25 protein-coding genes are annotated in these 25,027 nt (G+C 70.0%); 10 read left to right on the top strand and 15 right to left on the bottom strand.

Going from position 1 to position 25,027, the window contains the following annotated elements:
• Positions 1–82 precede the first annotated feature (82 nt).
• Entirely contained in the window at positions 83–1,348 is a 1,266-nt protein-coding gene (locus tag ASC82_RS22180) for a metallophosphoesterase (RefSeq protein WP_056650925.1), read from the bottom strand.
• Between the two features lie 145 nt (positions 1,349–1,493).
• Here ASC82_RS22180 and ASC82_RS31210 point away from each other — a divergent pair, with 145 nt between their 5' ends.
• Positions 1,494–1,730 (top strand): hypothetical protein, encoded by a 237-nt coding sequence (locus ASC82_RS31210; protein ID WP_056650927.1) that lies wholly within the window; start codon positions 1,494–1,496, stop codon positions 1,728–1,730.
• Between the two features lie 52 nt (positions 1,731–1,782).
• Here the strand turns inward: ASC82_RS31210 and ASC82_RS30690 are convergent, their stop codons facing one another.
• The 5 genes from ASC82_RS30690 to ASC82_RS22215 form a co-directional block, all read right to left on the bottom strand.
• Positions 1,783–2,085, bottom strand: coding sequence for a hypothetical protein (locus tag ASC82_RS30690; protein ID WP_056650930.1), 303 nt, complete (start codon positions 2,083–2,085; stop codon positions 1,783–1,785).
• Between the two features lie 75 nt (positions 2,086–2,160).
• Positions 2,161–3,408: a hypothetical protein gene (locus tag ASC82_RS22195; protein WP_157863490.1), complete on the bottom strand. Its 1,248-nt coding sequence runs from the start codon at positions 3,406–3,408 to the stop codon at positions 2,161–2,163.
• A 157-nt stretch (positions 3,409–3,565) separates the two neighbouring features.
• Positions 3,566–4,864, bottom strand: a complete 1,299-nt coding sequence (locus ASC82_RS22200; protein ID WP_157863491.1) for an MFS transporter — start codon at positions 4,862–4,864, stop codon at positions 3,566–3,568.
• A gap of 10 nt (positions 4,865–4,874) precedes the next feature.
• Positions 4,875–6,326, bottom strand: a complete 1,452-nt coding sequence (locus tag ASC82_RS22205) for a radical SAM protein (RefSeq protein ID WP_079039420.1) — start codon at positions 6,324–6,326, stop codon at positions 4,875–4,877.
• 588 nt (positions 6,327–6,914) lie between these two features.
• Entirely contained in the window at positions 6,915–7,490 is a 576-nt protein-coding gene (locus ASC82_RS22215; protein WP_347336085.1) for a recombinase family protein, read from the bottom strand.
• A gap of 285 nt (positions 7,491–7,775) precedes the next feature.
• Between ASC82_RS22215 and ASC82_RS22220 the strand changes: the two genes are divergently transcribed.
• On the top strand, positions 7,776–9,098 hold the full coding sequence (locus tag ASC82_RS22220; RefSeq protein ID WP_056652397.1) for a D-alanyl-D-alanine carboxypeptidase: 1,323 nt from the start codon (positions 7,776–7,778) through the stop codon (positions 9,096–9,098).
• Here the strand turns inward: ASC82_RS22220 and ASC82_RS22225 are convergent.
• Positions 9,016–9,933 carry a YihY/virulence factor BrkB family protein gene (locus ASC82_RS22225; protein ID WP_056650950.1) on the bottom strand — a complete coding sequence of 306 codons (918 nt, stop codon included), beginning with the start codon at positions 9,931–9,933 and terminating at the stop codon, positions 9,016–9,018. The genes ASC82_RS22220 and ASC82_RS22225 overlap by 83 nt on opposite strands.
• A 180-nt stretch (positions 9,934–10,113) precedes the next feature.
• On the opposite strand from ASC82_RS22225, the gene ASC82_RS22230 reads away from it, so the two are divergent.
• Positions 10,114–10,914: an SDR family NAD(P)-dependent oxidoreductase gene (locus tag ASC82_RS22230; RefSeq protein ID WP_056650953.1), complete on the top strand. Its 801-nt coding sequence runs from the start codon at positions 10,114–10,116 to the stop codon at positions 10,912–10,914.
• A 19-nt stretch (positions 10,915–10,933) separates the two neighbouring features.
• On the opposite strand, the gene ASC82_RS22235 is transcribed toward ASC82_RS22230, so the two are convergent.
• On the bottom strand, positions 10,934–11,530 hold the full coding sequence (locus ASC82_RS22235; protein WP_056650957.1) for a 2'-5' RNA ligase family protein: 597 nt from the start codon (positions 11,528–11,530) through the stop codon (positions 10,934–10,936).
• A 95-nt stretch (positions 11,531–11,625) separates the two neighbouring features.
• Positions 11,626–12,639, bottom strand: coding sequence for a tryptophan--tRNA ligase (trpS, locus tag ASC82_RS22240; RefSeq protein WP_056650960.1), 1,014 nt, complete (start codon positions 12,637–12,639; stop codon positions 11,626–11,628).
• 56 nt (positions 12,640–12,695) lie between these two features.
• On the opposite strand from trpS, the gene ASC82_RS22245 reads away from it, so the two are divergent.
• The 4 genes from ASC82_RS22245 to ASC82_RS22260 all read left to right on the top strand — a co-directional run bounded on the left by ASC82_RS22245 (position 12,696) and on the right by ASC82_RS22260 (position 16,441).
• Entirely contained in the window at positions 12,696–13,292 is a 597-nt protein-coding gene (locus ASC82_RS22245) for an RNA polymerase sigma factor (protein ID WP_056650962.1), read from the top strand.
• Positions 13,285–14,112, top strand: a complete 828-nt coding sequence (locus ASC82_RS22250; protein WP_242427744.1) for a hypothetical protein — start codon at positions 13,285–13,287, stop codon at positions 14,110–14,112. Before ASC82_RS22245 ends, ASC82_RS22250 begins: the two co-directional genes overlap by 8 nt.
• A 179-nt stretch (positions 14,113–14,291) precedes the next feature.
• A complete protein-coding gene (gene rocD / locus ASC82_RS22255; RefSeq protein WP_056650965.1) occupies positions 14,292–15,497 on the top strand; it encodes an ornithine--oxo-acid transaminase in 1,206 nt (401 codons plus the stop codon).
• Between the two features lie 248 nt (positions 15,498–15,745).
• Positions 15,746–16,441, top strand: a complete 696-nt coding sequence (locus ASC82_RS22260; RefSeq protein WP_056650968.1) for a polysaccharide deacetylase family protein — start codon at positions 15,746–15,748, stop codon at positions 16,439–16,441.
• Positions 16,442–16,449: 8 nt separating this feature from the next.
• Here the strand turns inward: ASC82_RS22260 and ASC82_RS22265 are convergent, their stop codons facing one another.
• Entirely contained in the window at positions 16,450–17,634 is a 1,185-nt protein-coding gene (locus ASC82_RS22265) for a glutathionylspermidine synthase family protein (protein ID WP_056650971.1), read from the bottom strand.
• 14 nt (positions 17,635–17,648) lie between these two features.
• On the bottom strand, positions 17,649–17,951 hold the full coding sequence (locus tag ASC82_RS22270; RefSeq protein WP_024755284.1) for a hypothetical protein: 303 nt from the start codon (positions 17,949–17,951) through the stop codon (positions 17,649–17,651).
• Between the two features lie 115 nt (positions 17,952–18,066).
• On the opposite strand from ASC82_RS22270, the gene ASC82_RS22275 reads away from it, so the two are divergent.
• Positions 18,067–18,954 carry a hypothetical protein gene (locus ASC82_RS22275; RefSeq protein ID WP_056650974.1) on the top strand — a complete coding sequence of 296 codons (888 nt, stop codon included), beginning with the start codon at positions 18,067–18,069 and terminating at the stop codon, positions 18,952–18,954.
• A gap of 77 nt (positions 18,955–19,031) precedes the next feature.
• On the opposite strand, the gene ASC82_RS22280 is transcribed toward ASC82_RS22275, so the two are convergent.
• Positions 19,032–20,441 (bottom strand): PLP-dependent aminotransferase family protein, encoded by a 1,410-nt coding sequence (locus ASC82_RS22280; RefSeq protein ID WP_056650977.1) that lies wholly within the window; start codon positions 20,439–20,441, stop codon positions 19,032–19,034.
• Positions 20,442–20,488: 47 nt separating this feature from the next.
• Between ASC82_RS22280 and ASC82_RS22285 the strand changes: the two genes are divergently transcribed.
• Positions 20,489–21,004, top strand: a complete 516-nt coding sequence (locus tag ASC82_RS22285; RefSeq protein WP_056650978.1) for a carboxymuconolactone decarboxylase family protein — start codon at positions 20,489–20,491, stop codon at positions 21,002–21,004.
• Positions 21,001–21,765 carry an isocitrate lyase/phosphoenolpyruvate mutase family protein gene (locus tag ASC82_RS22290; RefSeq protein WP_199862591.1) on the top strand — a complete coding sequence of 255 codons (765 nt, stop codon included), beginning with the start codon at positions 21,001–21,003 and terminating at the stop codon, positions 21,763–21,765. Before ASC82_RS22285 ends, ASC82_RS22290 begins: the two co-directional genes overlap by 4 nt.
• A 36-nt stretch (positions 21,766–21,801) precedes the next feature.
• Here the strand turns inward: ASC82_RS22290 and ASC82_RS31215 are convergent, their stop codons facing one another.
• From ASC82_RS31215 to ASC82_RS22305, 3 genes are read right to left on the bottom strand one after another with little or no spacing between them, the layout of a single operon-like run.
• On the bottom strand, positions 21,802–22,791 hold the full coding sequence (locus ASC82_RS31215; RefSeq protein ID WP_056650981.1) for a hypothetical protein: 990 nt from the start codon (positions 22,789–22,791) through the stop codon (positions 21,802–21,804).
• 1 nt (position 22,792) lies between these two features.
• Entirely contained in the window at positions 22,793–23,182 is a 390-nt protein-coding gene (locus tag ASC82_RS22300; RefSeq protein WP_056650982.1) for a hypothetical protein, read from the bottom strand.
• Complete coding sequence (locus ASC82_RS22305; RefSeq protein WP_056650985.1) at positions 23,175–24,932, bottom strand: hypothetical protein; 1,758 nt, start codon at positions 24,930–24,932, stop codon at positions 23,175–23,177. The genes ASC82_RS22300 and ASC82_RS22305 overlap by 8 nt, the downstream gene beginning before the upstream one ends.
• Between the last annotated feature and the right edge of the window lie 95 nt (positions 24,933–25,027).

Below are 25,027 nucleotides of genomic sequence, written 5' to 3' on the forward strand. Positions count from 1 at the left end.
GTCCGGGATATGAGACTTTAAGCCGATGAGCAGCACGTATCGGTCCCGGAGCAGGGAGTGACCCCCCTGCTCCGCCGTCCGATTACGCCTGCTTCGAGGCGAGTTCGACGATCGTGATGTCGGACGGCGCACCGACCCGGACCGGCGGCCCCCAGGCACCCGCGCCCCGCGAGACGTACAGCTGCGTGTCGCCGTACCGCTCGAGCCCGGCGACCGTCGGGTTGGCCAGCTCGGCGAGGTAGTTGCCCGGCCAGAGCTGCCCGCCGTGGGTGTGGCCGGAGAGCTGGAGGTCCACGCCGTTGCGCACGGCGTCGTGGATGACGATCGGCTGGTGCGCGAGGAGGACGGCGGCGCGGGCCCGGTCGCGGTCGCCGAGGGCGCGGCCGAAGTCGGGCCCCTGGCCCTCGCTCTCGCCGGCGACGTCGTCGACCCCGGCGAGATCGAATCCGGCCGCGATCTCCACGCGCTCGTTGCGCAGCGGTCGCAGTCCGAGCTCGCGTACGTGGTCGACCCAGGCGTCGGCGCCCGAGAAGTACTCGTGGTTGCCCGTCACGAAGAACGAACCGTGGCGGGCACGGAGCCGGGCGAGCGGCTCGGCGGCGGGGCCGAGGTTCTCGACGGTGCCGTCGACGAGGTCGCCGACGATCGCGATCAGATCGGGCTGGGTGGAGTTGATCGCGTCCACGATCCGCCGGCTGTGGGCACGACCCAGGATCGGCCCGAGGTGGATGTCGGACACGACGGCGATCCGGTACCCGTGCGCGGCCCGCGACAGCTTGGCGAGCGGAACGGTCACCCGCTTGACCCGGGGCCCGCGCAGCACGCCGTACGTCCCGTACCCCACGGTCCCGAGAGCGACGGCCGCGGCGGACCCGCCGACGACACGCGAGACGAAGAGCCGCCGGGAGACGTCGACGGGAGCTTCAGCGGCCGGCGGGGCGGCCTCGGCCGGAGGCGCGGCCGTGACCGCATCGGGCACGGAGACGGGCACGGGGACAGGCGCTGCCTCCCCCGGCGCCGCGGCCTTCGCGCGGCGTTCCAGCCGAGCACGCAGGACGGGCCGCACGGCCTCGCCGACGACCAGGGCCAGCGTCACGTACAGCAGCAGGGCGAGCCACAGGAACCCCGGCCAGGCGACGACCTGCTGGAACCAGAAGGGCGCACCGGCGCGCGAGGAGGTCAGAGCCGCGAGCGAGAACAGCGGCAGGGCGACGACGGCGACCGTACCCAGCCGGCGCGGCAGCCCGCCGGCCACCGTCACATCGCGGACGAGCCGCCGCCACACGTACCAGTGCACACCGCCGAGCACGGCGAGCACCACGACCAGGACCAGCAGAAAGGCGACCACGCCCCGAACCCCCTCTTTCCCTCCGGAGACCTAAGAACTGTGACCGGCGTCGCTGCGCGCGGCGACGGGGGAGCCCGCCTCCACGACCCGGCGGGGGCGGTTCGATACTGGCAGGGAACGCCCCGCCCACCCCGAAGGACACCTCATGAAGCTCAGCCGCCGCGTCTCCTGGTTCCTGCTCGCGTTCGGCGTCTGGTCCTGGGTGATCTGGGTGACCTTCGCGAAGAACCTCTGGAAGGACGGAAGCGGTCTCGCCTTCGACGACGCGGGAGACCCCACTGCGTACTTCTGGGTCCACCTCGCCCTCGCTGTCACGTCGTTCATCCTAGGGACGGCCGTCGGCGTGATCGGCTTCCGGGGTGTCCGGGCGAGCAAGAAGTAAGGCCCCGCCCCTACGCCACGGAGTTCGGCGCACAGACGGGGCGGTCTTGCGGTCAGCCGATGAGGGGAACGGGCTGATCGGAATCGTCCAGCCACGCGGGCTCTCCCGTGGCGGTCGCGGTCGCACCGAACAGCACGGGTCCGGGCCGGTCGTGCATCGTCCACCACGCGTACGCGATTTCCGCTTCGTTCCAGAGGCGCCGTGGCCCGTGCTGCCACACGGTGAAACGGTCCTCGGACGTGCCGTCCCAGTCGACGGCCGCCCACGAGGTGGTGCCGGTCGTCGCGAGCCCGGAAGATCGCCCGGCGCCGTACTTGGGCCAGGCACCGGAGCGCCGGGCCCCACCGACTCGCATGTCCGCAACGCGTTAACCCCGAAGGATCCGAGCACCTTCCCGCGATGCGGAGAGTCGGTACACGGGAATCTCCGGCTATCCCTTGTGGGCGGCCTCCGGGTCGCGGCTGATGATCGGCGCAACCCAGATCGGGCCCCGTTTCAGCTTGACTTCGGAGTCCTGAAGATCGACGAAACCGTCGGCAACTTCGTCATATTTCTGCGGTATGAGACGCAGGCCTGTGCTGAACTTCTCCGAAGTCATCCCGAGTTCATGTGCAACAGGACCGGAGACCACATTCCGACGATCCTTGACTTGCGCCATGACATGTCGGGGCAGCGCATCAGATACCGGCTTGGGGAAATCGCCGTCCCATTCGACTCGGAAATAGGTCGTCCGCCAGCGCGGAGCGATGCCGAGGATCTTTGCCTTTCCGTACGGGCGCACGTTGGAGAACATGGCGAAGGCCCACTCCCCTTTGAGGCCAAGAAAGAGCAGCACGAAGTTGAGGGAGAATGCGGCCAGAACAACTACGGCCCCGGCACTCCACTCCCCCTCGCGCGGCGTGGACGTGGCAGCGGATTTCCAGACGAGCACGGCGGCGGCGCAATAGATGCCTACGAGAAGGGCGTCCGCTAGTCCACCCTTAATCCTGCTGCCGTGCAGCGTGTGATTTCCGATGACGTAGCCGGAGAGCCCTCCGATCACGATGACCGTCACCAACAGAGCAGCGTTCGAGTTCAACAGTTCCGTGAAGGACTGGCTTCCCCCCAGAGCCTCGTACCAGAACGCGAGGGCGATGAGTGCGAAGTGCGCGTTCCCCAAGATGCTGAACGCCAGGTGGAGCCCGGCACACACCAGGAAAGCGATGTCCAGTCTGTAGTTGAGCAAGAGCATGACTCCCGCACCCAGTTCGCCGAGTACGACGGCTGCCGGAGACAGCGCAACGAAGAGCTTGGGAGCCCGCACATGAAAACTGGACGCCTGACGGTTAACCATCCCCCTGGCCAGGCTTCGGTCGGACAGGAGAAACTCGCTGTTGCATTTGAATACGCCTGCGGCAACGTACAGGTAGCCGAGCAGCATGCGAGCCTCTACAACGTGCTCGGCCGGTGTCGAGAAGGCGAAGACCAGCACGCCGAAGAGAGCCAGCCAGACGTGATTCGACATGCGCAGGCTCTGAATCGATGACCAGAGAAGCAGGGTGACCAAGGCGGCGAATGTTGCCGCTCGACCCCCAAGAATCATCAGTATCGAAATCACCGGTACAGCGGCAATCTGCACGGCAGTGAACACCGGACGCGGAAGCGTGAGCCCCAGAGCGGGCGCGAAGCTCAACGTCAAGTATTCTCGCCTGTACATGAGTATGTAGATGAACTGATGCGCGAGAAGCCCGATGCTCAGAAGTACAGCAAACAAAACGTGTCCCCATGGTTTCGAAGTTCAGAGCAGCCCGACCCGGCATGCCATGGATACCAACCGCGGAACTTCGGGAAAACGCTCACGGCTGTAGAACCACGACAGGAACTTCTGGGAAGTCCCGCGTCTTCCGAAGTGGTCCGGCCATGAGGATCAAGGAGGTGAGCGCCAGAAAAGCCATCGTCCCCCATGCCACGGCTCGCGTCCCGAAGAGCGATGCCAGCGCCCCTGCAGAAAGCGCCCCGACGGGAATGAAGCTGTAGCGCAGCACTCTCATGGCACTGGTGATTCGTCCCAGCATGTGCGGCGGGCAATACGCCTGTCTGAAACTTCCCTGAATAATGTTTCCCGCTGTGATCCGGGCACTGACGGCCATCCCGCCGACTGCCATGAGGACCAACCCTGCGCCGGAAGTCGTCAGGGGAATGAGCAGGCTGAACGGAGCCAGTATCAGCTCGCACAGAATGACACTGCGAGCGCTCCCAAAACGGTCAGAAACCCGACGTACCACGAGCGCTCCGAAGAGACCGCCTACGCCCATCGAAGTCAACAGCAGGCCAATTGCCGCCGGGGGCGCCCCCACGTCCTTCATCAGGAAGGGCATCTGGATCGCCTGGAAGCCGATAAGAGCCATGTTGGTCGCGGCGCCAGAGACAGTGAGAGTACGGATATAGGGATCGCGAATCACGAACTTCAGCCCCTGGCTAATTTCCCTCCTCAGTTTGCCGCGCCCCGGCTGGTCCATCGCACCGGACGCCCGATGATTCGACTTCGACGGCCCCATGGACAACAGGCACAGCATGGATACGAGGAAGGACATCCCGGTGGCGAACAGAGCACTGATGGCTCCCACGGCTTGAGCGAACGCTCCACCTATGCTGGGGCCGGCGATTTCGGCCACCGACTCGGTGCCTCTGATCTTCGCATTTCCCTCGATAAGATCATCCCTGTCCACGAGATCCGACACGAAGACGAAAGAGGCGATCTTGATGAATACCTTGGTTGATCCGGTCAGGAGAGCCACCAGTATCAGGTGATACACGGACAGCACATCCAGCAAATGCGCAACCGGGATGCTCGTGTAGAGCACGAAATTCACGCCCTGGCACACCAGCATGAGTGGACGGACCGACATCCGGTCCACCCAGGCGCCGGCAGGCAGCCCGATGAGGAGCCAGGGAAGCCAGACCGCGCCTGTCAGCAAACCGAGCGTCATGGGACTTGCCTGCAGGTCGACGACCGCCACCATGGGCAGTGTGATCACCGCGACTGAAGCGCCGAGCGCGCTGGAAGCCTCGCTGAACCAGAAGAAACGAAAGCTCTGATGCCAGAAGAGTCCACCGCGCCTCTTCCTCGGCATGGCTACAGAGGCCCTGCTCACGTCATCCATTTCACACTGCAACAAAGGAGGTGAACGTCTCGCCAGCAGAGTCCCGAGTCTGCCTCAGCGCAATGTTCTCGCGCTCCAGGCCGATCAAGAACTCGCTGAGCGTCAGATTGTTTTGCGCGATGTACGATCGAGCTTGAGGAAGGACGCTTTCCTTGTTTCGCTGTATTCCACCGAGGAGCCGCGACAAGCGGGAAGCCCGTTCGAAATCCTCGCCGGACATCGCCGAAGAGTACAGGGCGCGAAACATTCGGTCCGGGTCCCACGCATAGCCAAATTCATGCCTGTGGTCCCAGATCTCAGTGTTGGGAAGGACCTTGAGGCAGCCACTGGTGATTTCGGCAGCAGTTTCGGCATAACACTTGTCGATCGTCTGGAGCCACTCGTCGAACGTTTCGCCAGGCAAACCGTAGATGGTATTCACCACCACCTCGATCCCTGCATCGATCAACCGATTACAGTTTTCCAGTACAACATCCACCTTCTCGCGGCGCTTGATCAGTTTCTGAGATTTCACATGGATGGTCTGGAGGCCTGCTTCGACAAAGGAGCAGACCCCACTCAGCGCCTCGATATCCTCCGGTCGAAGCATGTCGACCTTGAGCTCCGCGCTGAAGGTAGACCCAGGCAATTCATCACGCAAGAAATCAAGAAGACGATGCATCCGAGCACGGTCGAAGTTGAAGGTGGGGTCGAGGAAGATGAAGTGCCTTGCCCCCAAGTCGTACAATTTCCGGAGCTCTTCTGCGAGTTCTTCGAAGGACGCCAGGCGAGCCTTGCGCCAGCCTTGATCGCAGAAGGTGCACGAAAATGGGCAACCGCGCGCTCCCTCGACGATGGCCGTCTGCGTCCTCTTGAGTTCGTCCCTCATGATCTCTTGCGTGATGTAGGGACTTTGAATCGAGGTAAACGAGGCATTCTGCCCCTCAAGGAACTGCGGAAGATCCTGCGGAGGCAGGCTGAACAGATACGCGAGCGCGGCCTCGCCCTCGCCACTCACACAAGTAGATATCTTCCCTTCCCGCAGGAGACGCTGCAGTTCCTCATCGTCCCGGCTTACGTGTGGACCTCCCACCACGATCGGGAACTCGGGGTTATGGACCTGCAGTTCCTCGATCAACGCTATCGTCGAAACGTAGTTCCAAACGTAGAGACTGAGGCCGAGGAAATCAGGATTCTCCTGGAGGATATTCTGCGCAGCCACTTCAGCCGAGGTGTCCGACTTCACCGCGACCACCCGCACGTGCACGTGATCGGCATCTTGGGCGTGGTCAGGATCCCCTTGGTCGTTGAACTCCGCCTCTATGGAACCGGCCAGCACAGCCGAGCCGAAGGGACCCAGCTGATACTGGTCAGCCAAATAGCTCGCAAGGACGAGTCGCTTGTACAGAGGCGCTCCCTGGCGACCTTGGGGGGCGACGCCGGTTTGGACACTGAGTAGCGGCAGACTTGTCACCGTATCTCCTCAAACTTAATGTGAAACGTTCTGGGTTCGGTAGACACCAGGCACGCGACGGAACAGTCCGCTCATTTTGAGGCTCTGAAGAGGGGCGAGAATGCCGAGCTCCGAAAGGCCAAGAGATCCTGAAGGTGGCGTGGAGCCTTTTCGCGGCCGCCATCGCACTTTGGAGAAAAAGCCAGCGCTGTCCGACTGAAGGATCCAGTCAGACAACGCTGACGTGTGTCGTCCGTAACGGAACGACGAATGCTTTTTCAGTTATGCACCCTGAGGTGCGGGGCCTCGGACGGTCAGTCGAGTTCCGCCCACGGCAGGCTGCGAACAGTTCCCGCCGGCGCCTCGTCCGCGTTCATCGCGTCGAGGATCGCGTCGATCGAATCGATGCCCTTGATTTCCTTCTGCTCCATCTTCGCCCCTTTCAAGGATGTAGAGTTTTTCGCCGAGATAATTCCCCGACTTTCTGCTGCAAATTGATCTTAAACACACCCGTTGCCGCCCCACAAGGCCCGACGTCGTTTATCCAGTGCTGACCTCTTTCGCATAACGGGTTCTGTTCGCCCTGTTTGTCGTACGTGTTCGCGGCCGTCATCGTCGACCGCCACATGGCCAGTTCGTCGCGGCCTCGGTTAAGACCGGCCTTGCGGTCGGCCTGTAGTTCGGCGATGGAGTTCCGGGCGTGCTCAAGCCGTGCCCATACTCGTCCAGCGACGTAGTCGTCGGCATCCGTGCGCTGGCTCCGCGCAGACGCTCCGCCTTGATGTCGCTGTCCTGCTTCGCGAGTGCCGCGATCAGCGCGAAGGTCACGACGCCGATCGCGTTCGACGTGTCGGGGAACGGTTCGAGGACGGAGACGAAGCGGACTCCGTACCTCTTGAAATCTTTGTCGATCTCCAGGGCGTCGTGCGCGCCCTTGCGGGGCGGCCGGGAGAGTTCGTCGACCACCACCACGTCGACCTCGCCCGCACGCACGGCGGACATGAGGTCCGCGGAAGAGGGATGGATCACATGTGGATCCCCACTCGACCTCCCCACGTCTTTGAGCGTGTGAACAACCTCCCACCCCCTGCTCTCCGCCGGCGCCGCACCGGCCGCCACCTGCGCTTCCGGGGACGAATCGGACGAGTCCGGGCGGGCCTTCGACTGTCGGGCGTACACGGCCACTCACACCGTGTCGAGTTGCCCGGAGCTCAGCGTCGAAACCAAGGGGGACACGGCTCTCACCTGCTTCTTTCTGTCGTGTGCCTACTGATTGACCGTCGTTGGAAAGCGATTCAGATGAAACAGCCACGCATGCCGCACACCAGTCCGACGGGGGAAACACGGCGGCTGAGCCAACCGGAGCCCCTGCCGCCGTCCGCTTCCCCACGCCCGCGTCCGGGTGGACGAGCCCGGACGAACCGCCCGGTGGGGTTCGGATACGTGTTCCGTACCTGTACGTTCTCGACCGTGTCTGCTTCGAAGAAGACCGCTTGGGCGGTCGCCACTGCCGTACTCCTGCCTCTCGTCATCGCCGCGCCCGCGGCTCACGCGGACGAAGGGAAGGACGCGAAGGACAAGCAGCCCAAGCCGCCCGCCAACATGTCCGCGGTCGGCGGTGCGGCGCTCGGCAGGCCTGGGACTCAGGTGCTGCTGGGGCCCGGTGCACCCGTGCTGCCCAAGGAGCTGTCCGCGCGGTCGTGGATCGTCGCGGACGCGGAGAGCGGGCAGGTCCTCGCCTCGCACAACGCGCACTGGCGGCTCGCGCCGGCGTCCACGCTCAAGATGCTCTTCGCGGACACCGTGCTGCCGAAGCTCCCCAAGACGCAGAACCATCTGGTGACCAACCGGGACCTGGCCGGGATGGGCTCCGGCTCCAGCCTGGTCGGCATCAAGGAGAAGCAGACCTACAGCGTCCACGACCTGTGGCTCGGCGTGTTCCTGCGCTCCGGCAACGACGCCGTCCACGTCCTGTCGGCCATGAACGGCGGCGTCCCGCAGACCGTGAAGGACATGAACGCCCGCGCGGCCGAGCTCCAGGCGCTCGACACCTACGTGGTCTCGCCGGACGGTTACGACGCCCCGCGCCAGGTCTCGTCCGCGTACGACCTCACGCTCATCGCCCGCAGCGGCATGCAGAACGCGGATTTCCGGGAGTACGCCGCCACGCCCCGCGCCGCCTTCCCCGGCGAGCAGAAGCCGGGCAAGAAGCGCGAGACCTTCGAGATCCAGAACACCAACCGGCTGCTGACCGGTGACCTCGGCGTCGCCCCGTACCAGGGGATCGCGGGGGTGAAGAACGGCAACACCACACACGCGGGATCCACCTTCACGGGGGTCGCGGAGCGCGGCGGGAAGGTGCTGCTCGTCACCGTCATGAACCCGTCGTCGAAGGAGCAGCACGCGGTCTACAAGGAGACCGCCCGGCTGCTCGACTGGGGCTTCGCGGCGGCCGGGAAGGTGACGCCGGTGGGCGAGCTGGTGCCGCCCACGTCCGCCCGTACGGGGAAGGGCACGGGTACGGGTTCGGGGGCCGGCACCGGGGCGGCGACCGGGGGGTCGGACGGAGGAGCGGAGCCCGCTCCCGGGAAGAACGCTCCCGACGGGTCCGCCGCCTCCGCCGCATCCGAGGAGAAGTCCGGCGGGGTCGGGATCGCGCTGAGCGTAGCGGGCGGGGCGCTCCTGCTGCTCGCCGGCGCCGTCTTCCTCGTCAACCGTCGCTGGCCGCTGGCCGGTTCGGGGTCGCGCCGTCGTCGCTCGCAGACGCCTCTGGATCCCGACGTGAACCCGTAGCCGTCCAGGCCGCGCAGAACAGCAGCAGTTTCGCGGTGAAGTTGATCCACAGCATCAGGGCGATCGGGGTGCCGAACGCCCCGTACATCGACTTCCCCGCGACCCCCTTCATGTAGCCGCCGAGCAGCAGCTTGAGCAGTTCGAAGCCGATCGCGCCGATGACCGCCGCCACCAGGAGGCGGCGGCGGGGCGGCTGGACGCCGGGCAGCAGCGTCAGGAGGTAGAGCAGCATCAGGAAGTCGGCGGCCGCGGCGACGAGGACGGCGGCCGCCTGGAGCAGGTAGCCGCCCGCGCCCTCGCCGGAGATGCCGGCCTTGTCGGCGGTCCAGCCGACGGCGGTGGAGCCGAGCCAGGACGCGGCGAGCGAGCAGAGCGCGACGCCGCCGAGCCCGAGGAGCACGAGCGCGTCCTTGCCCTTGCGGACGATCGGATTGCCCTCCTCGACGCCGTCGAGCCCCCACACGGCGCGCAGGCACTCCCGCATGGAGCCGATCCAGCTGATGCCGGTGAGGAGCAGGAGCGCGCCGGCGATGAGTCCGACGGTGCCGGCGTTGGCGACGAGCCCGTCGATGTCGAGCTGGTCGGAGATGCCGGGGACCTGGTCGGCGACCTTCTCCTCGATCTTGTCGAGCTGCTTGGTGGAGAGCAGCGCGGCGCCGATCGCGGCGGCGACGGTGATCAGCGGGAAGAGGGCGAGGAAGGAGAGGAAGGTGATCGCGGCGGCGAGCCGGGTCCAGTGGACCTCGTCGAGGGTCTCGTACGAGCGCCAGGCGTGAGTGCGCATGAGGCGGGCGGCCACGGGGCCGATGACGGGGAGCTTGGTCAGCCAGTCCATGTCGTACGCCTACCCCTTGATCCGTTGGTCCGAGAGTTGCCCGGAGTACGAGAATCCCCCGGCGGAGCACGCGCGCCGGTGACCGACATCCCGGAGGCAATGGCGGCATAAGCGACAGACGCGGCTATACGGTCACCCTGATGGCTGTCGAGACCCCCGCCCTCTGAGGAGTACCCCACCATGAAGGACGCCTTCGGCACCCCGCAGTCCCTGCTCGTCCTCGGCGGCACCTCCGAGATCGGCCTCGCCACCGCGCGCCGGATGATCACCCGCGGCGTCCGGACGGTCTGGTTGGCCGGCCGCCCCTCACCCGCGCTCACCGCCGCCGCGGACTCGCTCCGCGCGCTCGGCACGGACGTGCGGACCGTCCCCTTCGACGCGCTCGACACCGAGTCGCACCCGGAGCGGCTCGGCAAGATCTTCACCGAGGGCGCCATCGACATCGTGCTGCTCGCCTTCGGGGTCCTCGGCGACCAGGCGCACGACGAGGCCGACCCCGTCGCCGCCGTCCGGGTCGCGCAGACCAACTACACGGGCGCCGTCTCGGCCGGGCTGGTGTGCGCGGGCGCGCTGCAGGCGCAGGGGCACGGCTCGCTGGTGGTGCTCTCGTCCGTGGCGGGCGAGCGGGCGCGGCGGACCGACTTCATCTACGGGTCGTCGAAGGCGGGGCTGGACGTCTTCGCGCAGGGGCTCGGGGACGCGATGTACGGCACGGGCGTGCACGTGATGGTGGTCCGGCCCGGGGTGGTGGTCCGGCCCGGGGTGGTGGGGCGTGGGGCGGTGCGGCCCGGGTCGGCGGGGCGTGGATCCGGGCGGTTCGGTTCCGGGTTGCCCTCGGTGACTCCCGAGGCCGTCGCGACCGCGATCGAGCTGGGGCTGCGGCGCCGCTCGGAGACGGTGTGGGTGCCGGGGTCGCTGCGGATGGTGATGGCGGCGGTACGGCACGTGCCGAGGTCGCTCTTCCGGCTCCTGCCCCTGTGAGGACGGGGAGAGGGAGGGCTCAGCCGGCGGGGGTGACGGTCGGCGTGTCGACCGGGCTGCCGCCCTGCGACGGGACGGCCGAGATCGGCCGGCCGCTGCCGAACTCGTAGTCGTACAGCTTCCGCCAGACGCCGTCCGGGCCCTGCTCGTACAGCGCGAAGGAGCGGCACGTCCAGGCCGCCTCGTACCCGGCGAGCTCCTCGAACGCCCGGTCCATCCCCTCCTCGGAGATGGCGTGCGCCACGGTGACGTGCGGGTGGTACGGGAACTGGAGCTCGCGCGCGAGCGGGCCCGCCTCGTCCCGGATCTGGTGCTGGAGCCGGTTGCAGAGGGGGACGCCCTCCTTGAGCTTCACGAAGACGACCGGGGAGAGCGGGCGGAAGGTGCCCGTGCCCTTCAGGCGGACGGGGAACGGTTCGTACCCGGCGGCGACCCCGGCGAGGTGCGCCTCGATCTCGGGGAGCCGCTCCTCGTCGACCTCGGTCGGCGGGACGAGGGTGACGTGCGTGGGGATGCCGTGCGCGGCGGGATCGCCGAAGCCCGCGCGCCGCTCCTGGAGCAGGCTGCCATAGGGCTCCGGGACCGCGATCGAAACGCCGAGCGTTACGGTCCCCACGTCGTTCTCCTCCGTCGTCCGTCGAATGGTGTGCGGTGGGTGGTGCAGCCGCCAGTGTGCGTCCTGCACCACCCTCGTGGCCAGGGTCCCAGGACTCAGTGCTTGGCGGGCAGGAAGCCCATCCGGTCGTACGTCTGCGCCAGCGTCTCCGCGGCGACGGCGCGGGCCTTCTCCGCACCCTTGGCCAGGATCGAGTCCAGCGTCTCCGGGTCGTCCAGGTATTCCTGGGTGCGGGCCTGGAAGGGCGTGACGAAGTCCACCATGACCTCGGCGAGGTCCGTCTTCAGCGCGCCGTACATCTTGCCCTCGTAGCTCTTCTCCAGGTCCGCGACGGACGTGTCGGTGAGCGTGGACATGATCGTGAGCAGGTTGGAGACGCCGGCCTTGTTCTCCGGGTCGAAGCGGATCACGGTGTCGGTGTCGGTGACGGCGCTCTTGATCTTCTTGGCGGTGACCTTCGGGTCGTCCAGGAGGTTGATCAGGCCCTTCGGCGTGGACGCCGACTTGCTCATCTTGATCGTCGGGTCCTGGAGGTCGTAGATCTTCCCGGTCGCCTTGACGATGTGCGGCTCGGGGATCGTGAAGGTGTCGCCGAAGCGGCCGTTGAAGCGCTCCGCGAGGTCGCGGGTCAGCTCGACGTGCTGGCGCTGGTCCTCGCCGACCGGGACCTGGTCCGCCTGGTAGAGCAGGATGTCCGCGACCTGGAGGATCGGGTAGGTGAAGAGGCCGACGGTGGCGCGGTCCGCGCCCTGCTTCGCCGACTTGTCCTTGAACTGGGTCATGCGGGAGGCCTCGCCGAAGCCGGCGAGGCAGTTCATGACCCAGCCGAGCTGCGCGTGCTCGGGGACGTGACTCTGGACGAAGAGGGTGCAGCGGTCCGGGTCGAGACCGGAGGCGAGGAGCTGCGCGGCGGCGACGCGGGTGTTGGCCCTCAGCTCGGCAGGGTCCTGCGGAACCGTGATGGCGTGCAGGTCGACGACCATGTAGAAGGCGTCGTGGGTCTCCTGCAGTGCGACGTACTGGCGGATCGCACCGAGGTAGTTGCCGAGATGGAACGAGCCCGCCGTGGGCTGGATTCCGGAGAGCGCGCGAGGTCGGTCAGAGGCCATGCACATCATTCTCTCAGGTGTGGGAACCGATCCCGGACTGCCGGTGTATCAAGAGTGTGAGGACGCGGGAGGGGACCCGGGAGGGGGGCCTGGTCGACGACGAGGCCGTGGTGATCGCACGGGTGCGCGCCGGAGAGCCGGAGGCGTACGCGGAGCTGGTCCGCGCGCACACGGCGGTGGCGCTGAGGGCGGCGGTGGCGTGCGGGGCGGGCCCGGAGGCAGAGGACGTGGTGCAGCAGGCGTTCTTCAAGGCGTACCGGTCGCTCGGGCGTTTCAAGGACGGTGCGGCGTTCCGGCCGTGGCTGCTGCGGATCGTCGTCAATGAGACCAGGAACACAGTGCGCTCGGCGGGTCGGCAGCGGGCCGTCGCGGACCGGGAGGCGGACCTGCTCGGTGGCGAGCCGCGGATACCGGAGTCGGCGGACCCGGCGGTCGCGGCCGAGGAGCGGGAGCGGAGGCGGCGGCTCCTCGAGGCCTTGGACGGGCTCTCCGAGGACCATCGGCAGGTGGTGATCCACCGCTATCTGCTTGAGCTGGACGAGGCGGAGACGGCCGATGCGCTGGGCTGGCCGAGGGGGACGGTGAAGTCCCGGCTGAGCCGGGCGCTGAAGAAACTGGGACTGGTGCTGGAGGGAGGTGAGGAGCGTGGGTGACGAGCGTCTGCCGGAGGAGCGGCTTCCCGAGGAGTTGCGGGAGCTGGGACGGCGGCTGCGGGTGCCGGACGTGGACGGCGAGTCCATGGCGGAGCGGGTGCTCGCGCAGCTCCTCGCCGAGCACGTGGCGACGCCGGTGGCGGAGCCGGAGCCTCTGCCGGTGTGGCGGCGGTGGTGGGCGTCGGTGCGGGGGTGGGCGCGGGGGCGGTGGCGGGCGCTGGTGGCGGGGCTGACCGGGGTGCTGATCGCGCTGGTGCTGACCCCTCCCGTGCGGGCGGCGGTGGCGGACTGGTTCGGCTTCGGCGGGGTCACCGTGCGGTACGACGACGACCCCTCCGGGCGCGGCGTGCCGCCCGGCGGGGCGGTGCCGGGGTGCGCCGCCCCGGTGCCCCTGGCGGAGGCCGGGCGTCTGGCGGGGTTCGAGCCGCTGATACCGAAGGCTCTCGGCGCGCCGGACGCGGTCGCGGTGACGGGGTCGGCCGAGCGGGGCCGGGCGGTGATCAGCCTGTGCTGGCGCGACGGGGAGAGAACGGTCCGGCTGGACGAGTTCCCGGCGCGGCTGGACATCGGCTTCGCCAAGGAGGTCACGACGCAGCCGCAGTGGGTGGACCTGCCGGACGGCGCTCAGGGCTACTGGTTCGCGGCGCCGCACCTGCTGACGGTCCCGATGACGGACGGGACGGGCGGGGTGTGGACCCATGAGGTCCGCACGGCGGGGCCCACGCTGCTGTGGACGCGGAACGGGATCGCGCTCACCTTCCGGCTGGAGGGGATACCGGATCTGGAGGAGGCGCGGGCGGCGGCGGAGTCGACCGGCTGACGTGTCTGCTCGGCGTGGGCTTGTCGAGGCGTAGGCGTGGGCTTGTCGGGGCGTAGGCGTGGGCTTGTCGGAGCGGTGGGCGCGCCGTCGTCGAGGTTTCCGCGTCCGGCGCGCGAGCGACGATAAGAAGGGGAGCCACAACCCCTGAGCTCCCGGGCCGCAGGACGAACGGAGACCCCGTGTCGAGGACGCAAGACGCGATCGCTTCCGCGGAGGCGCACAGCGCTCACAACTACCACCCCCTTCCGGTCGTCGTCGCCTCGGCGGACGGCGCCTGGATGACCGACGTCGAGGGGCGCCGCTATCTCGACATGCTCGCCGGATACTCGGCGCTCAACTTCGGGCACGGGAACCGGCGGCTGATCGAGGCCGCGAAGGCGCAGCTGGAGCGGGTGACGCTGACGTCGCGCGCCTTCCACCACGACCGCTTCGCCGAGTTCTGTACGCAGCTCGCGGCGCTGTGCGGCAAGGAGGCGGTGCTGCCGATGAACACGGGGGCGGAGGCGGTCGAGACGGCCGTGAAGACCGCCCGGAAGTGGGGGTACGAGGTGAAGGGCGTGCCGGACGGGCACGCGAAGATCGTGGTCGCGGGGAACAACTTCCACGGCCGGACGACGACGATCGTCAGCTTCTCCACGGACCACGAGGCGCGGGACCACTTCGGTCCGTACACGCCGGGGTTCGAGATCGTGCCGTACGGGGACCTGACGGCTCTCGAAGCGGCGGTCACCGAGAACACGGTGGCGGTGCTGCTCGAACCGATCCAGGGCGAGGCGGGGGTCCTGGTGCCGCCGGCCGGCTACCTGCCGGGGGTGCGGGAGCTGACGCGCCGGCGGAACGTGCTGTTCATGGCGGACGAGATCCAGTCGGGTCTGGGCCGGACGGGGAAGACGTTCGCGTGCGAGCACGAGGGCGTCGTGCCGGACGTGTACATCCTGGGGAAGGCGCTGGGCGGCGGTGTCGTGCCGGTGTCGGCGGTGGTCGCCGACCGTTCGGTGCTCGGGGTGTTCCGGCCGGGTGAGCACGGCTCGACCTTCGGCGGGAATCCGCTGGCCTGCGCGGTGGCCCTGGAGGTGATCGCGATGCTGCGGACGGGCGAGTTCCAGGAGCGGGCGACGGAGCTGGGCGAGCACCTCCACGCCGAGCTGGGGCTGCTCGTGGGCGGCGGAGCGGTGGAGGCGGTGCGCGGGCGCGGCCTGTGGGCCGGGGTGGACATCGCGGCGTCGCGGGGCACGGGCCGGGAGATCTCGGAGAAGTTGATGGAGCGGGGGGTCCTGGTGAAGGACACCCACGGGTCGACGATCCGGATCGCGCCGCCGCTGGTCATCTCGAAGGAGGATCTGGACTGGGGACTGGAGCAGTTGCGGGACGTGCTGGCGGAGTAGCGGGGTGACGGGTTGACGGGCTGACGGGGTCGTTTCGCTTCGGGGAGGCGGGCGGGTCAGGTGCGCAGGGCCTCCAGGGGCTCGACCGTGGCCGCCCGCATCGCCGGAGGGAAACCGGGTCGGCTCCGTCGGCCGGGGCCGCGGCCCCGAGCCGGTCGGGAGGCCTGTCGTCGACTCGAGCCACGCCACCGGGGACGGGACAACTCGGGCCATTGACACGACAGTTGGTCTAGGCCAATGATGCCGCCATGCCGAGACTCCGTCTGCGTCACGCCGTGCGTGCCGCGCTCGCCGCCCTCGTCCCCCTCGCGCTCCTCGGCGCGTCCTCGGGACCCGCGCACGCCGCCCCGCGGGCGGCCTGGCCCGAGCCCGTCCCGGTGGTGTCGCACGTCGAGACCACCGACCCGGTCGTCTTCATCACCATCGACGACGGCTGGTACCACGACCCCGCGGCGGCGAAGCTGCTGCTCGACCGCCGGGTGCCCGCCTCGCTCTTCCTGCTGCCGGGCGCCTACTCGTACGACTCCGGCTACTTCCACACCCTGCTGAACCAGGGCCGCTCCCGCGTCGAGAACCACACCGTCAACCACCCCGACCTGACCACGCTCGACGCCGCCGGGCAGAAGGCGGAGGTCTGCGGGGCCCGCGACCAGCACCTCGCCCGGTTCGGCGACGGCCCGCGGCTGCTGCGCCCGCCGTACGGCACGTACGACGCGACCACCCGGACCGTCGCGCGCGCCTGCGGGGCGAAGGCCGTGGTGACCTGGACGTACGACCTCACCACCTGGGGGCAGTGGACCCCGCCGACGCCGACGCTCAAGGCCGGCGACATCATCCTGCTGCACTTCAACGAGACCCTGGAGCAGGACCTGGCGCGGGCCCTGGACCTGGCCGAGGCGGCCGGCCTCAAGCCCGCGCCGCTGAGGGAGTACGTCGCGGAATAGCCGGGGGCCTACAGGATCACGTGCGGGAGGAAGCGGGCGTACTCGTCGGTGACGAGGCCCGCCGACTCCCGGATCCCGAGCCCCGCCGCCTCGTTCTCGACGACCCACGCGCCGAGCACGACCTTGTTGCCGTCGAAGTCGGGCAGCGGGGCCAGCTCCTGGTAGCAGCAGGCCTCCCCGTCCCGTACGAAGGGCTCCGTACCGGCCTCGTGCAGGGTGACGCCCGCGCCCTCGCGGCCCAGCAGCGGCTTGGCGACCCACCCCGTGGTCGAGGCGAGCTCGCGCGGACCGTCGAGGTAGGCGGGCAGCAGGTTCGGGTGGCCCGGGTTGAGCTCCCACAGGATCGCGAGCAGCGCCTTGTTGGAGAGGAGCATCTTCCAGGCGGGCTCGATCCAGCAGGTGGTGCCGGTGCCGCCGCCGTTGTCGAGGGTGTCGAGGACGTGCTTCCCGAAGCGGTCGGTGGTCAGCCACTCCCACGGGTAGAGCTTGAAGCAGCTGCGGATGAAGCGGAGCCGGTCGTCGACGAAGCGGCGCGAGAGCCGGTCCCAGCCGATCCGCTCGACGGAGAGCGCCTCCGTGTCGAGCCCGGCCTGCTGCGCGGTCTCGCGGAGGTACGCGACCGTCATCAGGTCCTCGCCGAGCTCGTCGCCGTCCGAGTGGACGAAGTGGACGGGGCCCGGCGGCAGGAGGTGCGCCTGGCGCTTCCAGGCGTCGACGAGCCGCTCGTGGAGGGAGTTCCACTGGTCGGCGCCGGGGAACCGCTCCTCCATCCAGAACCACTGCGGGCTCGCGGCCTCCACCAGCGACGTGGGGGTGTCGGCGTTGTACTCCAGCATCTTGGCCGGGCCGGTGCCGTCGTACCGCAGGTCGAAACGCCCGTAGAGGGAGGGGAGTTCGTCCCGTCGCCGCCAGGCCTCGGCGACCAGGGACGCGAGCTTCGGATCGGTGATCCCGAGCTCGGCGAACCGGTCCCGCTCGACGATGTGCGCGGCTGCCGCCAGGCACATCGCGTGCAGCTCCTCGACGACCTCCTCCAGGGCCTCGACCTCGGGCAGGGTGAAGGAGTAGTACGCGCTCTCGTCCCAGTACGGGCGCAGCGAGCCGTCCGGGTAGCGCGTCAGGGGGTAGACGACCCCCTGCTCCTCCACGATCCGCTGCCAGTCGGGCCGGGGGTCGATGGTGTGCCGCTTCATGTGCCGGGTCCTCCTCAGCCGCCGCCGGAGCCCGAGCAGCCGAAGCCGCCGGTGTCGACGGCCGCCTTGCTGAAGCTGCCGCCGCTCACCTTGCCGCTCCGGACGGAGCCGCCGTAGTAGTACGAGCCCCGGGTCGTGGTGCCGTTGCTGTCGTCGTCGTCATCGCCGCCGCCGCTCTCGCACCGGTAGCTGGGCAGCTCTTCCCGGGTCAGCGGGTCCACGCACCGCTGGTCCGGCTCGGAGCCGCACGCGGTGATCGTCGCCGCCAGCACACCCATCCCACCGAGCACCACCGTGCTCGACCTCAGCCTCCGCATGGTCCGTCGCCTCCCCTTCGCGGTCGCGTCCGTCGTGGCCACGACAGTCGCGACCGCACAGTGTAGGCCGGTGATTTCCGGCCTCAGGACCTAGAGTCGCTTCGTGCTCCTTGGGATGATTTGCGCGTTTGCTTCGGCCTTCTGCTTCGGCGCGGCCTCTGTCCTTCAGGCCATGGCGGCCCGGGCCTCGCAGCCGGGGACGGGTGGCGGCGTCGACGTCGCCCTGATGTGGAGGGCGCTGCACCAGTGGCGCTACCTCGCCGGCCTGGGGATGGACACCCTGGGCTTCGCCCTGCAGATCGTGGCGCTGCGGACCCTGCCCATCTACGTGGTGGGCGCGGCGCTCGCCGCGAGTCTGGCGGTCACGGCGGTCATCGCGTCCCGGCTGCTGCACGTGCGGCTGAGCCGGGTGGAGTGGACGGCCGTCGGTGTGGTGTGCCTGGGGCTCGCGATGCTGGCGCTCGCCTCGGGGAAGGAGGGGCACCGGGACGGCTCGGATGCGCTGCGGTGGGCGCTGCTCGGCGTCTCCTTCGGGGTGCTGCTGCTGGGCATGGCAGCGGGACGGCTGCCGGAGAAGCCGCGCGCTCTCGTGCTCGGCCTCGGGGCGGGCTTCGGCTTCGGGGTGGTGGAGGTGGCGGTCCGGCTGATCGACGGCATCGATTTCGCCGATCCGGTCTGGTACGCGCTGCTCGTGGGCGGCGGCGCGGCGTTCCTGCTGCTGACCTCGGCGCTCCAGCGGGGCGCGGTGACGACGGCGACGGCGGGTGCGGTGCTCGGCGAGACGATCGGGCCCGCGGTGGTCGGGGTGGTCTGGCTCGGTGACCGGACGAGGGAGGGGCTCGGGTGGCTGGCGATCCTCGGCTTCGCGTTGGCGGTGGCCGGCTCCCTGACCCTGGCCCGCTTCGGCGAACCGCCCGCGCCGGCGGAGGCCCCCGGTGAGGACGAGGCGGAGAAGCGCCTCGGCGCGGGACCGGCACCCGAGCACGGACCCCGCACGCCCTGACCGGCGGCGCGCTCAGGGCAGCACCCCTGCACAGGGGCGCGCTCAGGGCAGCCCCCTGCACAGGGCCTGGAGCGCGCTCAGGGCAGCACCCTGCACAGGGCCTGGAGTGCGCCCTGCCAGCCGCTGTCCGGGGGCGTGGCGTAGCCGACGACCAGGCCGTCCAGGGTCGGCTCCACGCCCTGGCGGCGGAACTGGTTCACCCCTTGCACGGCGAGACCGTGCCAGGCGGCGGCGCGCAGGACGTCCTGCTCGGTGCCGGGCGGCAGGGCGAGGACCGCGTGGAGGCCGGCCGCGATCCCGCTGACCCGGGTCAGCGGCGAGTGCGCGGCGACCGCCTCCACCAGCTGGTCCCGGCGTCGCCGGTAGCGCAGCCGCATGGCCCGTACGTGCCGGTCGTACGCCCCCGAGCCCAGGAACTCGGCGAACGCCAGCTGGTCGGGCGCGCTCGACGCCCAGTCCACGGCCCCCTTCGCGGCGACCACCTCGCCCACCAGCCCCTCCGGCACCACCATCCACGCGAGCCGGAGCCCGGGCGCCAGGGACTTGCTCGCGGTCCCGAGGTAGACGACCCGCTCGGGGTCCAGCCCCTGGAGCGCACCCACCGGCTGCCGGTCGAAACGGAACTCGCCGTCGTAGTCGTCCTCCAGGACGAAGCCTCCCGAGGCGCGCGCCCAGTCGACGACGGCCGCCCGCCGGTCCGGCGGCAGGGCGCCGCCCAGGGGGAACTGGTGCGCCGCGGTGAGCAGGACGCCCCCGACGCCGGTGAGCTCCTCGACGCGCGTGCCGCGTTCGTCGAAGGGCAGGGTCGGGGTGCCGAGTCCGGCCCGGCGGAGGATGTCGGCGTGGACGCCGAGCCCGTACGACTCGACCGCCACGTGCCGCACCGCCCGGCCGCGCAGCACCTCGCCGATCAGCATCAGGCCGTGGACGAACCCCGCGCAGATCACGATCCGTTCGGGCCGGGCGTGCACGCCGCGCGCGCGGGCGAGGTACTCGGCGAGCGCGGTGCGCAGTTCGATCCGGCCGCGCGGATCGCCGTAGCCGAGGGCCTCGTTCGGGGCGGCGGTGAGCGCCCGCCGGTACGCCTTGAGCCAGTCGGCGCGCGGGAAGGAGGCGAGGTCGGGGGTGCCGGCCTTGAGGTTGTGCGCGGGGGCGGTGAGCCGGGACCGTACCGCCGTCGCGGGCGCGGGAGGGGGCTTTCGCGGCTCGGTCCGGCGCGGCTCGGCCCTGCGGGCGACGCGCGTGCCCGAGCCCTGTCGGGCCGTCAGCCAGCCCTCGGCGACCAGCTCGGCGTAGGCGTCGGCGACGGTGTTGCGGGCCATGCCCAGGTCGGCGGCGAGCGACCGGGAGGACGGCAGCCGTGTGCCCGCCTCCAGGCGCCCGCTGCGCACCGCCTCCCGGAGCGCGTCCATGAGTCCGGCGCGCAGGTGCGGACCACGCACTTCCAGATGAAGGTCGGCGCCAAAAGTGGCCCACTCGTTTGCCATGGAAATGGACCATACTCCTGCGCCACCCCGCTCGTACGGTGAGAAGCATGACCACGAGCACCGCAGCAGCGGCGACCACCGAGAAGACCGCTTACGCGCACGAGCACGCGCCCCGCCTCGCCATGTCCGAGCGGGTCCCCGAGTTCTACCGGGCGATGCTCCGGCTGGAGGCGGCGGCCGCGAAGGACGTCGACCCGACCCTGTACCACCTGATCAAGATCCGGGCCTCGCAGGTCAACCACTGCGCCTTCTGCATCGACATGCACGCCAAGGACGCGCTGGCGGAGGGCGAGACCGTCGAGCGGATCGTGCAGCTCTCCGCCTGGGAGGAGTCCCGGCACTTCTACACCGAGCGGGAGCTCGCCGCCCTCGCCCTGACCGAGTCCGTCACCGTCCTCACCGACGGCTTCGTCCCCGACGAGGTGTACGCGCAGGCCGCCGCGCACTTCGACGAGACCGAGCTCGCCCGGGTCATCGCCGCGATCGTCACGATCAACGCCTGGAACCGGATCGGCGTGACGACCCGGATGACGCCCGGCCACTACACCCCCCGCTCCGCGTGAGCGGCGGCGGCGCGACCACCGGCGTGCTGCGGGCCCTGCACCGGGGCCGGGCGGCCGACGATCCGCTGGTGCTGCCGGGACCGTGGGACGCCGTGAGCGCCCGCGCCTTCGAGGAGGCCGGATTCCCGGCGCTCGCGACACCGAGCGCCGGGATCGCCGCCGCCCTCGGGTACGAGGACGGGGCGACGCCGGCGGCGGAGATGTTCGCCGCCGTGGCGCGGATCGCCCGCTCGGTCTCCGTACCCGTCACGGCCGACCTGGAGGGCGGCTACGGGCTGCCGGCCGCCGAACTGGTGGAGCGCGTACGGGAGTCCGGGGCGGTCGGGGTGAACCTGGAGGACAGCGACCCGGCCGTCGGCCTCAAGGACCCGCAGACCCATGCCGCGTGGCTGGCAGAGGTGCGCGCGGCCGCGGGCCCGGGGCTCTTCGTCAACGCGCGCGTGGACGTGTACATCCGGAAGGCGCCCGAGGGGACGGCGCCCAGGGACGCGTCGATGGCCCGCGCCCGGCTCTACGCGGAGGCCGGCGCGGACTGCGTCTACCCGATCGCGGCCCCGCCCGCCGACCTCCCGGCCCTGCGCGCCGCGCTCGGCGACCTCCCCCTCAACGCCCTGGCCGTCCCCGGCGGCCCGTCCTTCACCGAGCTCGGCCTGCTGGGCGCGACCCGCGTCACGTTCGGCGACGGCCTGCTCGTCCGCGCCACGGCCGGCCTCACGGCTCTGGCGGCGCGGCTCCGGGACGGCGACGCGCTCACGGACTGAGCGGGCGGCCGTCCCGGGGTCCGGGGACGCCGGGCGTCAGTGCGCGCCCGGGCGGAAGAACTCCAGCGCCACGCGCAGCACTTCGCGCTGCTTGGGCCAGTCGGCCTCCGGGCCCGCGGAGAGGATCGCGTAGTGGTTGCCGTCCGCCGCCGTGAAGGCGCGGTCGACGACCTTGCGGCGGCCGCCCTCGCGGTCGTACGCGTACACCAGCTCGGCGGAGTCGGCCGGGGCGCCCGGTTCGCCGGTCACCCGGTCGAGGCCGATCTCCACGTAGCCCGGCTTGTTGGCCTTGCCGTCGTCGGAGGCTCCGCGGAGGGCCTCGTACGGCGTCAGGTCCGGCTCGGTGATGACGAAGACCTGGAGGAGGCTCTTCCCGTCCGGCGCGTTGTAGAAGATGCCCTGGTCGGACTCGGTGCGGTCCCAGCCGTCGGGGACGGCGATCGTGAAGCCCTTGAGGTCCTTCTGCACGCTGTACGCGGGCGGGGGGAGGTCGTCGGTGGGCTGGGTGGAGGCGGAGGCGGAGGGGGACGCCGTGTCCGTCGGATCGACCGTCGGGGAGTCGGTCGGGTCCTCCGTCGGGGAGTCGGTCGGGTAGTCCGAGGGCGTCTCCACCGGGGCCGAGACCGAGACCGCAGGACCGCCGCCCGCCCCGGCCTGCCCGCCGTCGTCCTTGCCCCAGACCAGCCAGGCGCCCACCGAACCCGCCGCCAGGACGGCGACGGCCGCCCCCGCCGCGACGGCGCCACGCGTCCGCGCTCGGCCGCCGGCGGCCGGGGCCGGGGCGGTGGGGTACTGCCACTCCCCCGTCTCCGGGACGTACGCGGGGGCGTGCGTGGGGGCGGGGGCGTACGAGGGCGGGGCCTCGGGTGCGTACGAGGGCGGGGGCGGAGGCGGAGGCACGACGGGACCGGCACCGGGAGCTGCCACCGGCCCCGGAGCGGGCTCCGGTATCGGCGACGGGCCGGGGGCCTGCGTCCCCCCGACCGTCTCCCAGCTCTGCGTCTCGTCGTTCCAGCGGGCGCTCATCTCACCCTCCGAGCAGGGCGCCGACGGCCTGCCCGACGGCCACGCCCGAGGCGAGGATCCCGCTCACCGCGCCCGCGTCCGCGAGCGCCTGGCGCAGCCGGGTCAGGCGGCCCGTGCCGGCCCGCCCGGTGCCCTCGATCTCGTCCTCGGCGTCGGAGAGTTCCTCGTCCAGGGCGGCGGTCTGCTCGGAGGCGACGACCCCGCCGAGGTCGGCCCGGAGCTTGCGGATGGCCTGGAGGAGTTCCTCCTGCTGCGGGTCACGGGCCGGCTGCGCGCCGCCCACCGTGTTGGTGACGGTGTTGTTGTCGCCGATGGTGACGTTGCCGCTGGTGTTGGTGACGTGAATGCCGCCGCGGGCCCTGTCGTTGCTGTCGCTGCCGGTGTCAGCCACGGTCGCCTCCGGTCGTCGAGGTGGTGAAGGTCTTGTTGGTGACGGTGTTGTGGTTGCCGAGGGTGACGTTGCCCTTGGTGTTCTCGATGAAGGTGCCGCCCTCGGCGACGTGGATGATCTTCTGCTCGAACTCGGCGGTCTCGTAACCGGCTTCACGCAGCGCGACGGTCACGCCGTTCGCGACCCGGTCCTGAATGCTCTTCAGGTAGCGGCTCACGTCCATCTCCTGGAAGAGGGAGGCCTCGTCGTCGGAGCCGTACTCGCGGACCGAGAGCCAGGGCCCCTCGGGCAGCGCGTTCGCGTGGCCTCCCGTGAGCAGCCGCCAGCCGTGGCCGAGCGCCCGCCAGAGCGTGGCGACGGCCTGCCCGGCGGAGCGCGGGGTCCGGCCGAGCGCCCAGACGGCCTTGCCGAAGTGGTGGTTGTGCCGGTAGCGGTGGGCGATCCGGTCGGCTTCCCGGTAGAGCCGCTTCACGGGTCGCAGGACGTGCGGGGCGACCTCCAGCATCAGCATGCCGCCCTGCGTGTGGACGCGGACGAAGACGGTGGCGACGATCTCCTCGCCCCAGCCGCCGACTCGGACGCGGAGGAAGTGGCGACGGGTCTCGCCGCCCTCCTCGATGGCGCCCGAGCGATGCAGCTCGAAGCCCTCCGGGGTGTACGGGGCGGCGGTGCGGGCCGGCAGTCCGTCGACGGGCAGGAAGACGACCTCGTCGATCTCCAGCTCGCGCAGCCGGTCCCGTACGGCGGCCTGGATCTGCGGCGAACCGTGCGGGGACGGCACGCGCAGCGCCTCCACGAGCGGGACGACATGCCGCATGATCGCGCTGTTGTCGAGCGGCTCGGGCGCCTTGCCGTCGAGGTTCTTGCGGGGGCGCAGCTCGATGGAGAGCGACCAGGGTTCGTACGGGGCTCCGGCGCCGCAGAACGGGTCGTCGGAGCCGTACATGACGAGGCGGGCGTGCTGCTCGACGCGGATCCGGTCGCGCAGGCGGCGGGAGCGGGCGCCCTCGGCCTGCTCGGCCGGGTCGGAACGGAGGTCGGGGAAGCGCTCCTTGGAGAGCTCCTGGGTGAGCGCGCGGGCGAACTGGCCCTGCTGCGTCGCCACCGCCCAGGCCACGAGCAGCGGCACGGCGATGGTGATCCACACCTCCAGCGGGCTGATGCCCCACATCTCCTCCGCGGCGAGACTGAGCGCGAAGCCCAGGAACTCGCCCGTCTCGGAGACGTCGCCGAGGAACTCCCAGCCGGCCTCGTCGTCGCCGAAGGCGAGGAAGAGGAGGAGCAGCGCCGACTGGACGAACATGATCCGCCCGTACCAGCGCAGCACGAAGGCGGGGACGGTGCGGTAGAGGGGTGCGGCGGCGGACCGGCCGCGGACCCAGCGGGCGAGGCCGAGCACGAGGAACGGCACGATGAGGAGGGTGATCAGGCCCTTGGTGAGCGGGATCGCGATGATCCAGAGGGCCAGGATGCCGGCGGCCCAGGCGAGTTCGATGCGGCGGGCGCGCAGCGCGTGCGCGAGGACGCGGCTCGCGTCGAAGCCCAGGGAGGGTGCGGCGAAGCGCTCCTCGTGGACGTACAGCTGGTCGATGACGGCGTCCCGGAAGCCGTCGTCGAGGTAGGTGCCGGCACAGAGCAGGCGGGTCGACTCGCTCGCGGAAGGTAAGCGGCGCGCATCGACGGCGGGCGGGGTGCCCGGCGGCGTACTGGGCGGCCGGCCGGGCTGCTGAGGAACGAACGATTGCGCCAAAACTCCCCCGATTGCTGCGGAACGGTCCGTGATCACGACCCACTTGGGCGGGACCGGTGGGACAGCATAGGGGAGGTGGGGGCGCCTTGTCGGCG

The organism is Streptomyces sp. Root431 (genome assembly GCF_001426585.1).
GTDB classification, from domain to species: Bacteria; Actinomycetota; Actinomycetes; order Streptomycetales; family Streptomycetaceae; genus Streptomyces; species Streptomyces stackebrandtii.